This is a genomic window from Paracoccus marcusii (assembly GCF_028621715.1).
Classification (GTDB): Bacteria; Pseudomonadota; Alphaproteobacteria; order Rhodobacterales; family Rhodobacteraceae; genus Paracoccus; species Paracoccus marcusii.
On sequence record NZ_CP117466.1, the window covers coordinates 2018507 to 2032030 of the forward strand.

Sequence of the window (13524 nt, forward strand, 5' to 3'; positions counted from 1 at the left end):
GGCTTGATCCGCCCCCCGGATTTGGCGATACAGCGGACAGTCAATCCGAAGGATCACCCATGCCCGTGCGCATCTATCAGCCCGCCCGCACCGCGATGCAGTCCGGTACCGCCAAGACCAAGGGCTGGGTGCTGGAATTTCCGCCCACCGACGCGCGCGAGGTCGATCCGCTGATGGGCTGGACCAGCAGTGGCGACACCCAAAGCCAGGTCCGCCTGCGCTTTGACACCCGCAAGCAGGCCGAGGATTACGCCCGCGATCATGGTCTGGAATTCGTGGTGCAGGAACCGCACCGCCGCGGCACGAACATTCGCCCCCGCGGCTATGGCGAGAATTTCGCCACCGACCGCCGCGAGCCCTGGAGCCACTGAGGCCGCATCCGCCATCGACACAAATCTTTGCTGACCGCCCCAGGGCGGTCATCTGCATTTGAGGGATATTCCATGACCGTCACGCATCTCGTCACCCATTCCGGCGGCTTTCACGCCGATGAGGTCCTGTCCTCGGTCATCCTGACCCGCCTGCACCCGCAGGCTCGGATCATGCGGACGCGCGACGCCGACTGGATCACGCCTGCGGAAGGGCGGATCATCTATGACGTGGGCCGCGATTTCGACGCCGCGCGGATGATCTTTGATCACCATCAGAAATCTCCTCCGCTGCGCGACGACGGCCAGCCCTACAGTTCCTTCGGACTGATCTGGCGGCAGTTCGGGCGCGACTACCTGGCCGCGCTGCAGGTGCCCGCAGCAGATCTCGAGGCGATCCATGCGGCGATTGACGCCGACCTGGTGCTGCCCATCGACCTGGTCGACAACGGCGCACTGTCGCCGACGGGGCCGCTTGCCGATCTGTCCCTGCCGATGCTGCTGGAGAGCCTCAAGCCCGTCTTCGATGACCGCAGCCCCGACGCCGACGACCGTGCCTTTGACGGTGCGGTCGCGATCGCCCGCGCCTTCGTCGAGGCGGCCGTGGCCCGCAAGGCCGCAAAGCATCGCGCCGAGGCCGTCGTTATGGCAGCCATTGCCGCCGCGGGTGACGGCCGGGTGCTGGAGTTGCCGATGGGGATGCCGTTTCGCTCCGCCATCACCGCGGCGGGGGCGGACCATCTGCTGTTCGTGATCCATCCGCGGGACACGGACTGGGCGCTGACCGGCATCCGCCGCGATGCGGACGGGTTCGCCCTGCGCGCAGACCTGCCGGCAGCCTGGGCCGGCCTGACCGATGGCGCCTTCGAGGCTGCATCAGGCGTTCCCGGAGTGCGTTTTTGTCACAACGCTCGCTTCATCGCCGTGGCCGCCGATCGCGACGCCGCTTTGCGTCTTGCCGACCTGGCGGTGGCGGCAAGCGAAGTGTGACGGCTGACAGCCGGAGCCATCGGACAGCCCTGCGGTCAGGCGACTGCAGGGCAGCGGATAGAATTTGCAAGCTCCCGACCTGAGGGCGCGGCGGAGATCATCGAAATTGGGAGAATGCTGTGCCGTCTGTCTGGCACTTGTGTGTTTAACCAAACCTACTCAAGAACTTAGAGAGGTCTGGCTCCGGCGGTAGGGATCGAACCTACGACCAATTGATTAACAGTCAACTGCTCTACCGCTGAGCTACGCCGGAACACGGGGCGGATATAGCAACCTCGGTCAGGGGCGTCCAGTGGCGTTCTGGGGTTTTTTGTCATCCGGTCGAAAAAACCGTCTCGATCGTCAAAACGCCCGGAAAATCAACGGCTCCGATCTGGGACAGGGCGATCAGATGGGCCAGGACGTTGCGCGTGGCGATGGGAAGGACCGGTTCGGGCACTGCATAGATGCGGCGCGCGAGGCCCGCCGCGGAATCGGGGCGGACCCGCAGGGCGGCCAGGATCTGGGACGTGCGGTCGCGGCGGTGCCGCGCCAGTTCCGCGATCCGGTCCAGCGGGGCCGTGATCGCAGGCCCGTGGGTCGGCAGCAGGACGCGCGGCGACAGTGCCGCCAGCCGTTCCAGCGAGCGGAAGTATTCCGCCAGGTCCCCATCCGGCGGAGAGATCAGCGTCGAGGACCAGCCCATCACCAGGTCGCCGCAGAAGATCCGGTCACCCCATTGGAACGACAGGTGCCCTGCCGCATGACCGGGCGTGTGCCACGCGGTCAGCGACCAGTCGGGCGTGGTGATCACCTCCTGGTCGCGCAGGTGGCGGTCGGGCGCGAAGGCGTGGTCCAGCCCCTCGCCCCCGCCAAGACCCTCCACCGCCAGGCGGAACATCAGCGGCGACCGCCCTGCCAGCGCATCGCCAAAGGCCAGCACCGGGGCGCCGGTCAGGCGGGACAGGCGTGCGGCTCCGGCGCTGTGGTCGCGATGCGCGTGCGTGATCAGGATATGGCTGATGCGGCCGCGGCCGGCGCGGGCGACGGCGTCGATATGGACGGGATCGTCGGGGCCGGGGTCGATCACCGCGACATGGCTGTCGCCCAGCAGGAAGGTGGTTGTGCCCGGCCCGGTCAGGGGGGACGGATTCGGGGCCAGGATCTGCAGCGGCTCTTTCGCAGGCGGGGTCATGGGGCTAGCCTAGCGCGCAACGCAGGAGGCCGCCATGTCGAACAATGCCGACGCCACGCAGATGCGCAAGCTGGTCCCGCGGGGCCTCTATGCGCGCGCGGCGCTGATCCTGTTCCTTCCGGTCGTGGTGGTGACGACTGTGGTCAGCGTGATGTTCCTGCAGCGCCATTTCGAGGGCGTGACCCGGCAGATGACCGCCAGCATGTCGCACGAGCTGACCTTCGTCGCGCGGCTGATCGACAGTGCCGCGACGCCCGACGCGGCGCGGCGCGCCGGGGTGTCCGTGGCGCGCCCGCTGGAGCTGGAACTGGCGCTGCCGGTCGATCCGCCTGCCGAGGATCGGCGGCTGTTCTATGATTTTTCGGGACGAGTGGTGACCGAGGTGCTGCGCGACGCGCTGCCGCAGGTGATCTCGGTCGATCTGGCCAGCAGCGACCGGCGGGTGTCGGTGGCGCTGGACGGGCCGCACGGACCCTATGCGCTGAGCTTCGAGCGGCGGCGGGTCAGCGCGTCGAACCCGCACCAGCTGCTGGTGCTGATGGTGTTCACGTCGCTCCTGATGACGGGGATCGCGATGATCTTCCTGCGCAATCAGCTGCGGCCGATCCGGCGGCTGGCCTATGCGGCCGAGGAATACGGCAAGGGGCGGATCGTGCCCTATCGCCCATCCGGTGCGGTCGAGCTGCGCAGCGCGGGCACCGCGTTCCTGGACATGCGCAACCGGCTGGAGCGCCAGAACGATCAGCGCAAGCTGATGATGTCGGGAATCAGCCACGACCTGCGCACGCCGCTGACGCGGATGAAGCTGGGGCTGTCGATGATCGGGCCCGACATGCCGCCTGAGCCCGGTGACATCAGCGCGATGGAGGCCGACATCGCAGAGATGAACCGCATGGTCGACGGCTTTCTGGACTATGCCCGCGACGACGCGCAGGACAGCGCGCCCCAGCCCATCGCCGCCGCGGGTTTCCTGGAGGGCCTGGTCGCGGACGCGCAACGCGCCGGCCAGCAGGCCAGCCTGGTCCAGTTCGAGGGCGATCGGGACGGGTTGGCCACCTTCCGCCCCGACATGCTGCGCCGCGCGCTGGAGAACCTGATCGGCAACGCGGTGCGTTACGGCAGCCGGGCCGAGATGGACGCCTCGCTTGGCCCGCGCAGCCTGCGGATCGGGATCGAGGATGACGGCCCCGGCATCCCGGAGGACAGCCTGGACGCGGCCATGCGGCCCTTTACCCGGCTGGATCCGTCGCGGCGCAGGAACAGCGCGCAGGGGGCCGGGCTGGGCCTGGCCATCGCCGCGGACGTGGCGCGCGCGCATGGCGGGCAGCTGCGGCTTGGCCGCGGCCCGCGTCTGGGCGGTCTGCGGGCAGAGATCGTCATTCCGCGCTGACGAAATAGGTGGCATTGTTGCGGTCATATTGAACGCGGGGGGCGACACCCCTAGATTGATCGCATGCAGAGGCCGCGCGTCGCCATGACGGGGCCGCGGCTTCGGGCAGAAAGGACATACCATGACGGAATTCACCACCCAGACCTATCCGGTGCTGCCCCTGCGGGATATCGTCGTCTTCCCGCACATGATCGTTCCCCTGTTCGTCGGACGCGAGAAATCGGTCCGCGCTCTGGAGGCAGTGATGGAATCGGACAGCCCGATCCTGCTGGCCGCCCAGAAGGACGCGGCCATCGACGAACCGACCGAGGAGGGCATCTTCCGCGCCGGTGTTCTGGCCAACGTGCTGCAGTTGCTCAAGCTGCCGGACGGCACCGTGAAGGTGCTGGTCGAGGGCCGCGATCGTGTCGAGATCACCGACTTCGTGCCCCATGACGACCATTTCATGGCCGAAGCCCGCGTCCTGGACGAAACGATGGGCGACGAGGCCACGGTGGCCGCGCTGGTGCGCACCGTGACCGAGGAATTCGAGCGTTACGTCAAGGTCCGCAAGAACATCCCCGAGGAGGTCGTGACTGCCGTGTCCGAGGCGTCCGAGCCCGGCAAGTTGGCCGACCTTGTCGCCGGACACATGGGCATCGACCTGGAGCGCAAGCAGGACCTGCTGGACACGCTGGAGGTCGCCGCACGCCTTGAGAAGATCTATGGCCACATGCAGGGAGAGATGTCTGTCCTGCAGGTCGAGAAGAAGATCAAGTCGCGCGTCAAGACCCAGATGGAGAAGACACAGCGCGAATACTATCTGAACGAGCAGATGAAGGCGATCCAGAAGGAGCTGGGCGACGGCGAGGACGGCCAGAACGAGCTGGCCGAGCTGGAGCAGAAGATCGCCGCCACCAAGTTCAGCAAGGAGGCCCGCGACAAGGCCGACAGCGAGCTGAAGAAGCTGAAGTCGATGTCACCCATGTCGGCCGAGGCGACCGTCAGCCGCAACTACCTGGACTGGCTGCTGTCGCTGCCCTGGGGCGTCAAGTCGCGCACCCGCAAGGATCTTGGCCGCGCCGAGGCGATCTTGGACGCCGACCACTATGGTCTGGACAAGGTCAAGGAGCGGATCGTCGAGTATCTGGCCGTGCAGGCCCGCAGCCAGAAGCTGAAGGGCCCGATCCTGACGCTGGTCGGTCCTCCGGGCGTGGGCAAGACCTCGCTTGGACGGTCCATCGCCAAGGCGACGGGGCGCGAGTTCATCCGCATCAGCCTTGGCGGCGTGCGCGACGAGAGCGAGATCCGCGGTCATCGCCGGACCTATATCGGGTCCATGCCGGGCAAGATCATCCAGGCGCTGAAGAAGGCCAAGACGACCAACCCGCTGATCCTTCTGGATGAGATCGACAAGATGGGCCAGGATTTCCGGGGCGATCCGGCATCCGCCATGCTGGAGGTGCTGGATCCGGAACAGAACTCGACCTTCGTGGACCACTATCTTGAGGTGGAATACGATCTGTCGAACGTGATGTTCGTGACCACGGCCAACAGCTACAACATGCCGGGCCCGCTTCTGGACCGCATGGAGATCATCAGCCTGTCGGGCTATACCGAGGATGAAAAGCGCGAGATCGCCAAGGGCCACCTGCTGTCCAAGCAGATCGCCGCGAACGGTCTGCGCAAGGGAGAGTTCAGCGTCTCGGACGAGGCCCTGACCCACATGATCCGGTATTACACCCGCGAGGCCGGGGTTCGCTCGCTGGAGCGTGAGATCGCCAAGCTGGCCCGCAAGGCCGTGACCGAGATCCTGAAGGGCAAGGTCAAATCGGTCGAGGTGACGCCGGAGAAGGTCGAGGAATACCTTGGCGTGCGCCGCCACCGCTATGGCCTGGCCGAGAAGGAAGACCAGGTCGGCGTGGTGACGGGTCTTGCCTGGACCTCGGTCGGGGGCGATCTGCTGCAGATCGAGGCGCTGCGTCTGCCGGGCAAGGGTCGCGTCAAGACCACCGGCAAGTTGGGCGAGGTGATGAAGGAATCGATCGACGCGGCGTCCAGCTTCGTGCGCTCGATCGCGCCGGACATCGGGGTCAGGCCCCCGGAGTTCGACAAGCGCGACATCCACGTCCACGTCCCCGAGGGCGCCACGCCCAAGGACGGACCGTCGGCGGGCATCGCCATGGTGACCTCGGTCGTGTCGGTCATGACCGGTATCGCGGTCCGCAAGGACATCGCCATGACCGGCGAGGTGACGCTGCGCGGCAATGTGCTGGCCATTGGCGGGCTGAAGGAGAAGCTGCTGGCGGCCCTGCGTGGCGGCATCAAGACGGTGCTGATCCCGCAGGACAATGAAAAGGATCTGGTCGAGATCCCGGACAACGTCAAACAGGGCCTGACCATCATTCCGGTCAGCAACGTGCGCGAGGTTCTGCGCCACGCCCTGGTGCGCCAGCCCAAGGCGATCGAATGGGACGAGGCCGCCGAAGAGGCGGCCGAGGCCGCGCGGCTAGCCAACCATCGCGGCAGCGATGGGCAGGGCAGCGCCGTCGCTCACTGACAGGGAGAGGGCCGGGGCGATCCCCGGCCCTTTTTCCATGGTGCGGGCGGGCGTTAACAAAGATTGACGCAACGTCAAATCGCGCTAGGCTGATCCCATCATTGCCTGACGGGGGGGAACAGCAATGCCAGCCGAAATCATCGGGGCCGACGGCCCGACGCCCGTGCTGCACGATCCGCATGTGGCGATCGTCGTTCAGAAGCGCGACTTCATCGACCGGGTCGTGGCCGCGACGGGCGCCCGGCGCACCGATGCGCGCCCGATCATCGAGGCGACGCTGGCGCAGCTTGGCATCGTCCTGTCCGCCGGGCACACCCTTGCGGTGCCGCCCCTGGGGCGGGCGCGAATCAATCTGGAGCGTGACGCCCGCGGCGGCGATGTCATCACGCTGCGGCTGCGCCGCCGTGCCCCCCACCGGCCTGATGGCGTGGAAAACAGCTAGGCGAAACGCGCATCGCCCTCTTGCAACCGGCTGCGGCTGGCGGTAATGACCAGCCCGACGGGTGATTAGCTCAGTGGTAGAGCGCTTCGTTCACATCGAAGATGTCAGGGGTTCAAATCCCTTATCACCCACCATTCCTCCCCAGCAATTGCTAGCTAAAATGCAAAACTGCCTGCGCGGTACGAAGTGCCCCCCGGTTCACTGAACCTACTTTTGCGCGCGCAGCTGGACGAAATCGAGAACCTCTGCGGCATCTGCCAGGTGCTCAGGCGCGAATCGTCCGTAGGTCGTGTAGGTAATGGCCGCATTGCTGTGGCCCAGATACTGGGCGACCCGCTCCATCGGCACGCCGCTTGAAACCATCGCAACAGCCGCACTGTGCCGGATCGTATGAAGGGTGACGTCTTTCAGTCCAGCCCGCGTGACCGCACCCTCGAAACCCTTACGCATGCTGGCGATCCTTTCCCCACCCCATTCCACGACGTAATCCGACAGCGCTGCGGCCTGGGCGGTCTGCAGTGCTGCCATTAGGCCACGGTTGATGGGCACTATTGCTCGGCCCTTCCGCGTCCGCGCATCGTCTAGGCGAAGATTGATGACGCCACGATCTAGGTCCACCCGATCCCAAGTCAGATCGAGGATCGCACCGACCCGGCCGGCGGTCGCGAAAAGCAGATGGATCGCCAAAGCGATGTGCGGGGCTTCTGTGCTGTCGATCAGCAGTTGAATTTCGTCCTTCCGCAAAAAGCGTTCTTTGGGTGTCGGCTTCGCCGGTCGCTCGATATACGGGGCTGCGTCAATGATCCGTGCGCGTTCAGCGAAGGTCATGGCGCTGCGCAGGTGGCCGAGCTCAGTGTGAACCGATCCCTGCGAGATGCCCTTGTCCATTCGCATCCTGGCGTACGATCGGCACAGATCGGTGGTGATCTGGTCAGGCCGATAGTGCCCAAAGTGAGCAAGGACGGCCTTCCCGGTATAGCCCATGGTCTTCGCCGTCGGGCGGTCACCCAGATCCCTGACATATTCCGCCCATATCGCAGATACGTTCATCCCAGCCTGAGACTGGACGAAATGCTGTGCGCGGTAGACGTCTATCGCTTCTGCTTCGGCTTCCGCTCGGGAGCATGCCTCAAGTTTATGCCGAACTCGTTTGCCTTCGGCGCCGGCCCAGTAAACGCAATATCCGCCGCGAAGTCTTCCGATGCTGATGTCTGGCACGCTTCAAATTCCTCAACTACATCTGCCGGGATACGGTACAGTTTTCCAAACCGGAAATGCTTCAGGTCGCCTGCAGCGCAACGCTTCCGCACTGCATTTGCGCTTACGCCCCATCGCTCGGCAAGGGTTTCGGGCGAGTAGGGCCCGCGGATCGTCTCGTGCCGTCCCATCACTTCTCCTTCTCAATTGACTTATTGGTTTGCTGGGCCTGCCACGCGGCAAACCGCCCCGCGGGCAAGATCTTCAGCCCGCCGTTCTTGCCCGGCTCAGCCAGCCCGGCATCCATCAGCTCGGTTGCGGCTTTGCGGTTCTTCGCGGGGTGCTTGCCGGTCTTGTAGAGCTTGGACAGCAGCTCGTTTGCTTCGGGGCTCATGCGACCCGCTCTTTCTCATTGACGGCATAGCCGCCCCACTGGTCAGCACTGGCATCCGCCACTCCCTCGAAGGTCCTGCTCCTAATCTTCCAGCGGTCCGGCCCCGGCGGCGCACGGTGGATCGCGCTCCATGCCTTCCACTCGTCGCTGCCCCGCTCCGGCTCTGGCAGCATGTTCGTAGCGACCAACCGCGGTAGGCCGCGCAGGTAAAAGCCGGTGGCTTTGTAGGCAGGCTCGCCGAACCAGTACGGCTGGACGATCTGCGGGGCAGGGAGGTCGGACGGCATCCGGTCCTTGGCAAGATCGTTCATCTCGGGGTTCTCGATCGCGACCCGCTCGATCGGCGCGCGCCAGCAGGCGGTGAACAGGTCCACGCCCGCCTCAAACTCATCGCGCATGCTAGCCCAGGTGCGGCCCTTGGGCAGTTGCTTGGGCGGCGTCCACTTGCCCGGCCCGGACATCCATCGGCGGCCGGACCGGCACAGGCGCGTGCAGGGCGGGTGCATGACGGCCATCAGGTCCCAGCCATCGTCTAGGATGTCCCGCACGTCGCCCCGGATGTGGCGGTTGCTACCGTCCTCGGCCGCGAGAAGGTCGCAGGACCAGACATCGTGTCCGCGGGCTGCGAAGGCGTGGCGCATCACGCCCGAGGTCTCGCAGGCGATCAGGATGCGCATACATCTGTCCTCCGAGAAAAGTGACGAAACAATGACAACTCCAAGACAGAAGCGTTTACGCACTCGAATGGCTTGGCGTTCTCCGGTACTGCCACCGCGCAGGCTAAACGGTAGCCACTGTTTTCGTTCCGAGGTCGCGATGTCTCACACACACTCTGTTTCAGTTCCCAGCCAAGTTCTGCGCCGCGTCTTAGGCACTGCTGAACTGCATTGCGACGAGAGCGAAGAAGCGCGCATTTTGAGTGCCTCGGATGCGGTTGAATATGAGCGCCAGCGCGAAGACATCGCTGTGTTGCTAGCCATTTTGGAAGTTGCAGGTGTCGGTGAGGAAGATGACGAGTAAGGCTACTCACTGAGGCATCTTGAGCGTTAGAGCTGCCGATGACTGAATACATGGTCATGCCGCTTTCCTCTGTGTGTTCATGCGCATTACGGCGCCGGTCAGGGCCTCGAGCGCCCCCGCTTTGATCCATCGCGACACGGTGCCGAGGGGGACGCCCAAGGCCCGGTCCAGTGCTGATTGGGACGGCCACTCCTGCCCGCCGATGCGGACTGGCTTGCCCATGCTGTTGTTCGGTCCGCCCGGCTTCGCGCCTAGCCGATCGAGGTTGCCGTGTCGGTCCAGGTGATAGTTGATCGCGCTCTTGGACCTTTTTGCGGACCGGGCGGCTTCCAGCTGGCTGCTGAATTGCCGATCGCCGATTTGGCATGGGTTACCGACCGGCATCACGCCGCGCCGGCGTCTCTCAGCCCGGCACATTTCCCGATTGGCAGTCCGGCATGCGTCGCACCGGCACCCGCGGGCTTTGTAGGCGTAGATGGTGCCGTGCTTGATGGGACCAGGACGCGGGCTCAAAGCAGCATCTCCTGCCGCGCGTCGACGCGATCGAGCCACCGAAAGCCGGGATCGACCCGGCCATTGCCACGCGGATCGCGCCGGTCCCACACGAACCAAGCGTTGCGCTGCGCAGGGTTTCCCTCTCCAGTGAAGTCGAGCTTCCAGCGCATCAGGTAGCACCAGCTGAACGGCTGTTCGTCCATCAGCTTGCCCAGGCCGTTGGCCCGGGCGGCAGGCCAATCCCAAGACAACAGCAAGGCCAAATAGTCCCAGCCTGGCATCGTGAGCGTATGACGCAGCCACCGCCCATGCCCGTCGCGCGCATTGATCTCGCTGTAGGGCGGATTCGTGATGATCGCGCCCCCGCGGCTGCGCAGGCAGCTGTAGAAATCTGCGGTCCAGCTGTCAGGGCATCCCCGATCCACCAGGTCAGATGCGCAGCAGGGCATGCCCATCGCGCGGATCTCTCGCACCAGCGCACCATCGCCGCAGGCCGGCTCCCAGACCGTGCCGCACTCGCCGATTTGCGCGCCGTCGACTGAGAATAGCGCCCGGATCGCCTCGGGCTGGGCAGTTGGATAGAAGTCCTCGGCACGGCGGGACGCCTCCCGCTTGGGGCGTGGCGACAGGGGCGCATCGGTCAGCAGCGGTGCGCCGGCATCGGCCTTGTTTGCCTGGCCGCTGATCGCCCGGAAATAGCTCTTCGCGGAGGGGGCGTTCATGCAGCCCCCTGAAAAGATGAAAAGCTAGGGCGCATAGCGTCTAGTGTTGACGCAGAGACAATCGTGAAGATTAGGAGTTCAACATGCCCGCAGATACCGTTGCTACAGTAGGCTTGCTTCTGACTCTTGTAGGCGCTTGGCGAGGAGCCACTTATTTTGGGAAAAGCAGCGCGGACATAGTTGACGAAAGCCATGCCCGTTTTGGAAATAGCAACCCGGCAAAGCAAGCGACGCTTCCACGAGTGAAGGCGCAGATCAAAACCAATAGGCGGCTCAAAGAGAGCTTTTGGTGGATATTCTGGGGCACGATTGTCCAGATCGGCGCCGCTTTTTTGGATTGAACCACTCATGCCGCCACCTCGACCGGCTCCCAGCCCTCACAGAAGGCCGCGACGTCGCCCAAGTAGTAGTCCGGCCCGCGTTCTGGGTCCGTGCCCTCGCAGAAGAAGTAGATGCCAATCCGGGTGGCCTTCACCGGCCCACGGTGGATCGGGTTCGCGTCGGCGGGGTGCAGGATGACGTCCGCATCCTCGGGGATGTTCTCGAAATCGTGGCGCATAAGCGGATCCTCGTAATGCTGTGAAAAGGGCGGGTCGGTCAGGAGGAGGGATGCCGACCCGCCAGTTCTCCCCGCGCGCCACAGGCGACGGACGGCGGGGAACGGGGTCAGGCGCTCTCGCGCATGTTGGCGATGGCGGCCTCGTACTCGGCGCGCTGCTCGGGCGTCATGCTGTCGCCGGCCTCGTCCTCACCGGGCTGAGGCCGATCAGCGAACGGGTCGTCGTCGGCAGTCTCGGCTTCGCGATCGGCGGCGGCGGCAAGCTCCTGCAGCTCTGCCAGGATCGCCTTGGCAACCTCCGCCTTCTGCGGGTTCTCCTGCCACCAAGTGCGCATGGCGCTGCGCCCCCGGCGGGCTTGGGTGCGGGCCTCATCCAGAGCTGCCTTCTGCTCCTGTGCGCTACCTTGCCCCTTCGCCCACTCCGCCATCTTGCGGCCGGTCTCGGCACCCATCGGCTGGCGCGGGTTCAGCAGTGCCTTGAACTGGTCGGCGACCTTGATCTGGTGGACGGGGCAGCCGGGCGCGACCGGGTCCAGGATCACCATCGTGGTCATCTCGAACATGAGGTCCCCATCGGCAGCGGGATCCCACGGCACGTCCTTGCGCCGGGTCTTGGTGGTCCGGGCATTCAGCTTGGTCTTGAAGTCCTGCATGACCGGCTTGGCGCGGGTGCAGATGATGATGTTGGTCTTGGCGCGCACGATGCGGTCGATCAGGCGCCGGTACCGCGGCTTGACCTCGGCCCATGCCAGCTGGCTGCGCTGGTCCTTCTTGCTGTCGTCGCCGCGCGTCAGGCGGTCCAGCGTCGTGGCGTGCAGGTCCAGCACCCCACCGACGCCTTCCCAGGCATGCGAGAAGCTGTCGAGGATCAGCACCGGCAGCCCGGCCTCCTCGGCAGCATCGATCACCTCGATCCAGCGCTCGGGCCCGAAGCCGACCACGCTACCCTTGTCGTCCACCGCCGCGAAGTCGAAGTGCATCATCTCGGGGAAGGCCGCCTTGTAGTGCAGCGCGCGGCGGTTCTCCGTGTCGACATAGCCGATGGGGGCGCCGGGCTTGCCGGTGACGACCTCGGCGATACCGCGGGCCATCAGCAGCGCGGTGTATGTCTTGCCCGTGCCCGATCCGCCGCTCAGGCCGATCGACAGGGTCAGGGGATCGTTGATCTCGGTAACGGGGATGAAGCGGATCACGCCCATGGGTTCACCTCGTGGTTCTCGGGGGATTGCGCCGCATAGGAGGCGGCAAGGATGTCGCGGCCCGTGTCGCGCTTGATCTGGGCCTCGTGGCTTTCGCGCTCGAGCCACCGCTCGATCGCCCAGCTGGGCAGGTCGACGCGATGGACGCCGAGCGGATAGCCCGGCCACTGGCCCGCGCGCAGGCACAGGCCCCACATCTCGCGGGCGCGGGCGATCTTCTTGCGGGCGATCAGCAGCGTGTCGGCACCCAGTTCGACCACGCAGACCTCGTGCGGCGCGCTCTTCTCCTGGAACACGAAGCGGAACACGCGGTCCTCGCCGGTGGCCGCGTGCCAGACCTGGCGGTAGTGCTCGGCCTGCACGTCATAGCCGTAGTTGAGGATGGCCTTCTGGCAGGCTTCGGGGCTGGCGTTCTCGCAGGTCTTGAAGTCGTAGATCGGCAGGCGCGCATCCAGAGGCACGTTGTCGATCATCGCGCGGCACCAGACGCCGTCGATCTCGGCAATGGCCACCATCTCGGAGCGGGCGGGGTCCAGGTCGATCTGCAGTGCGGTCAGCTTGTCTTGAGCCTTGGCGCGCATGGCATGGATCTGCGCGACCTCGTCCTCCTTGAGGGGCGTCTGGCCGGCAGCCCGGGCGTCCTCGATGAAGGCCTTGGCCTCCTTCGTGCTGGCTGCACCGTTGCTGGCCAGCATGCTCCTGGGGATGGCGACATAGTCTCCGCCCGCGCCCAGGATCGCGCGGTGCGCCGCCCGGCCGATGTCGAAGGTCTTCTTGTTCACCGGCTCCCAGTCCGGGTTCAGCCGCGGGCTGGCCGTCCAGGCATGCAGGGGCGATTGCCCCAGCATGGTCTTGGCCAGCGTCGAGGACAGCGACGCCTCGGGGCAGGGGTCGCGGTGATAGTCCTCGCCGTCGATCTGGTGGACGCCGGCGGCGAGGCGCGGCTGTTCCGCGCGCTCCGGCGCAGGGGTTGCCGCGGGCTTGCCCGCGCCGGGACGCTTCGGGGCGTCGTCAAAGGGCCATGCTCCATCCATG

General features: G+C 65.6%; 15 protein-coding genes and 2 tRNA genes. 8 read left to right on the plus strand and 9 right to left on the minus strand.

All coding sequences use genetic code 11. The annotated features are described in order from the left end of the window. Positions 1-59: 59 nt before the first annotated feature. Both PRL19_RS09965 and PRL19_RS09970 read left to right on the plus strand, forming a co-directional pair. Positions 60-371: an ETC complex I subunit gene (locus PRL19_RS09965; RefSeq protein WP_127898143.1), complete on the plus strand. Its 312-nt coding sequence runs from the start codon at positions 60-62 to the stop codon at positions 369-371. A gap of 72 nt (positions 372-443) precedes the next feature. Then, entirely contained in the window at positions 444-1358 is a 915-nt protein-coding gene (locus tag PRL19_RS09970) for an MYG1 family protein (RefSeq protein ID WP_273742836.1), read from the plus strand. A 178-nt stretch (positions 1359-1536) separates the two neighbouring features. Here the strand turns inward: PRL19_RS09970 and PRL19_RS09975 are convergent. Both PRL19_RS09975 and PRL19_RS09980 read right to left on the minus strand, forming a co-directional pair. Further along, positions 1537-1611, minus strand: a tRNA-Asn gene (locus PRL19_RS09975). Positions 1612-1671: 60 nt separating this feature from the next. Beyond that, the gene (locus PRL19_RS09980; protein ID WP_273742837.1) at positions 1672-2532 is read right to left on the minus strand and encodes an MBL fold metallo-hydrolase; all 861 of its coding nucleotides are present in this window, start codon (positions 2530-2532) and stop codon (positions 1672-1674) included. Positions 2533-2566: 34 nt separating this feature from the next. Here PRL19_RS09980 and PRL19_RS09985 point away from each other — a divergent pair, with 34 nt between their 5' ends. From PRL19_RS09985 to PRL19_RS10000, 4 genes are all read left to right on the plus strand, one after another. After that, positions 2567-3922 (plus strand): ATP-binding protein, encoded by a 1356-nt coding sequence (locus PRL19_RS09985; RefSeq protein ID WP_273742838.1) that lies wholly within the window; start codon positions 2567-2569, stop codon positions 3920-3922. A gap of 121 nt (positions 3923-4043) precedes the next feature. Further along, positions 4044-6461, plus strand: coding sequence for an endopeptidase La (gene lon, locus PRL19_RS09990; protein ID WP_273742839.1), 2418 nt, complete (start codon positions 4044-4046; stop codon positions 6459-6461). A 124-nt stretch (positions 6462-6585) separates the two neighbouring features. Next, the gene (locus PRL19_RS09995; protein ID WP_045982246.1) at positions 6586-6903 is read left to right on the plus strand and encodes a hypothetical protein; all 318 of its coding nucleotides are present in this window, start codon (positions 6586-6588) and stop codon (positions 6901-6903) included. Between the two features lie 59 nt (positions 6904-6962). After that, a tRNA-Val gene (locus PRL19_RS10000) sits at positions 6963-7037 on the plus strand. Between the two features lie 73 nt (positions 7038-7110). Here PRL19_RS10000 and PRL19_RS10005 read toward each other — a convergent pair. From PRL19_RS10005 to PRL19_RS10015, 3 genes are all read right to left on the minus strand, one after another. Beyond that, positions 7111-8121, minus strand: coding sequence for a tyrosine-type recombinase/integrase (locus PRL19_RS10005; RefSeq protein ID WP_273742840.1), 1011 nt, complete (start codon positions 8119-8121; stop codon positions 7111-7113). Positions 8122-8290: 169 nt separating this feature from the next. After that, positions 8291-8494: a hypothetical protein gene (locus tag PRL19_RS10010; RefSeq protein ID WP_273742841.1), complete on the minus strand. Its 204-nt coding sequence runs from the start codon at positions 8492-8494 to the stop codon at positions 8291-8293. Continuing rightward, the gene (locus PRL19_RS10015) at positions 8491-9171 is read right to left on the minus strand and encodes a hypothetical protein (RefSeq protein WP_273742842.1); all 681 of its coding nucleotides are present in this window, start codon (positions 9169-9171) and stop codon (positions 8491-8493) included. The genes PRL19_RS10010 and PRL19_RS10015 overlap by 4 nt, the downstream gene beginning before the upstream one ends. Before the next feature lie 139 nt (positions 9172-9310). Between PRL19_RS10015 and PRL19_RS10020 the strand changes: the two genes are divergently transcribed. Then, positions 9311-9514 carry a hypothetical protein gene (locus PRL19_RS10020; protein ID WP_139085372.1) on the plus strand — a complete coding sequence of 68 codons (204 nt, stop codon included), beginning with the start codon at positions 9311-9313 and terminating at the stop codon, positions 9512-9514. Between the two features lie 509 nt (positions 9515-10023). On the opposite strand, the gene PRL19_RS10025 is transcribed toward PRL19_RS10020, so the two are convergent. After that, positions 10024-10731 (minus strand): hypothetical protein, encoded by a 708-nt coding sequence (locus PRL19_RS10025; protein WP_273742843.1) that lies wholly within the window; start codon positions 10729-10731, stop codon positions 10024-10026. An 83-nt stretch (positions 10732-10814) separates the two neighbouring features. On the opposite strand from PRL19_RS10025, the gene PRL19_RS10030 reads away from it, so the two are divergent. Further along, the gene (locus tag PRL19_RS10030; RefSeq protein WP_273742845.1) at positions 10815-11072 is read left to right on the plus strand and encodes a hypothetical protein; all 258 of its coding nucleotides are present in this window, start codon (positions 10815-10817) and stop codon (positions 11070-11072) included. A 5-nt stretch (positions 11073-11077) separates the two neighbouring features. Here the strand turns inward: PRL19_RS10030 and PRL19_RS10035 are convergent, their stop codons facing one another. The 3 genes from PRL19_RS10035 to PRL19_RS10045 all read right to left on the minus strand — a co-directional run bounded on the left by PRL19_RS10035 (position 11078) and on the right by PRL19_RS10045 (position 13523). Continuing rightward, positions 11078-11290 (minus strand): hypothetical protein, encoded by a 213-nt coding sequence (locus tag PRL19_RS10035; protein WP_273742846.1) that lies wholly within the window; start codon positions 11288-11290, stop codon positions 11078-11080. 107 nt (positions 11291-11397) lie between these two features. After that, on the minus strand, positions 11398-12489 hold the full coding sequence (locus tag PRL19_RS10040) for an AAA family ATPase (RefSeq protein ID WP_273742847.1): 1092 nt from the start codon (positions 12487-12489) through the stop codon (positions 11398-11400). After that, entirely contained in the window at positions 12480-13523 is a 1044-nt protein-coding gene (locus PRL19_RS10045; protein WP_273742848.1) for a PD-(D/E)XK nuclease-like domain-containing protein, read from the minus strand. Before PRL19_RS10045 ends, PRL19_RS10040 begins: the two co-directional genes overlap by 10 nt. Position 13524: the final 1 nt, after the last annotated feature.

Excerpts from the sequence above, each read along its gene's own strand:
- PRL19_RS09965 (WP_127898143.1), top strand. The coding sequence starts at position 60 with ATGCCCGTGCGCATCTATCAGCCCGCCCGCACCGCGATGCAGTCCGGT.
- PRL19_RS09970 (WP_273742836.1), top strand. The coding sequence starts at position 444 with ATGACCGTCACGCATCTCGTCACCCATTCCGGCGGCTTTCACGCCGAT.
- PRL19_RS09980 (WP_273742837.1), bottom strand. The coding sequence starts at position 2,532 with ATGACCCCGCCTGCGAAAGAGCCGCTGCAGATCCTGGCCCCGAATCCG.
- PRL19_RS09985 (WP_273742838.1), top strand. The coding sequence starts at position 2,567 with ATGTCGAACAATGCCGACGCCACGCAGATGCGCAAGCTGGTCCCGCGG.
- lon (WP_273742839.1), top strand. The coding sequence starts at position 4,044 with ATGACGGAATTCACCACCCAGACCTATCCGGTGCTGCCCCTGCGGGAT.
- PRL19_RS09995 (WP_045982246.1), top strand. The coding sequence starts at position 6,586 with ATGCCAGCCGAAATCATCGGGGCCGACGGCCCGACGCCCGTGCTGCAC.
- PRL19_RS10010 (WP_273742841.1), bottom strand. The coding sequence starts at position 8,494 with ATGAGCCCCGAAGCAAACGAGCTGCTGTCCAAGCTCTACAAGACCGGC.
- PRL19_RS10015 (WP_273742842.1), bottom strand. The coding sequence starts at position 9,171 with ATGCGCATCCTGATCGCCTGCGAGACCTCGGGCGTGATGCGCCACGCC.
- PRL19_RS10020 (WP_139085372.1), top strand. The coding sequence starts at position 9,311 with ATGTCTCACACACACTCTGTTTCAGTTCCCAGCCAAGTTCTGCGCCGC.
- PRL19_RS10025 (WP_273742843.1), bottom strand. The coding sequence starts at position 10,731 with ATGAACGCCCCCTCCGCGAAGAGCTATTTCCGGGCGATCAGCGGCCAG.
- PRL19_RS10030 (WP_273742845.1), top strand. The coding sequence starts at position 10,815 with ATGCCCGCAGATACCGTTGCTACAGTAGGCTTGCTTCTGACTCTTGTA.
- PRL19_RS10035 (WP_273742846.1), bottom strand. The coding sequence starts at position 11,290 with ATGCGCCACGATTTCGAGAACATCCCCGAGGATGCGGACGTCATCCTG.
- PRL19_RS10040 (WP_273742847.1), bottom strand. The coding sequence starts at position 12,489 with ATGGGCGTGATCCGCTTCATCCCCGTTACCGAGATCAACGATCCCCTG.
- PRL19_RS10045 (WP_273742848.1), bottom strand. The coding sequence starts at position 13,523 with ATGGATGGAGCATGGCCCTTTGACGACGCCCCGAAGCGTCCCGGCGCG.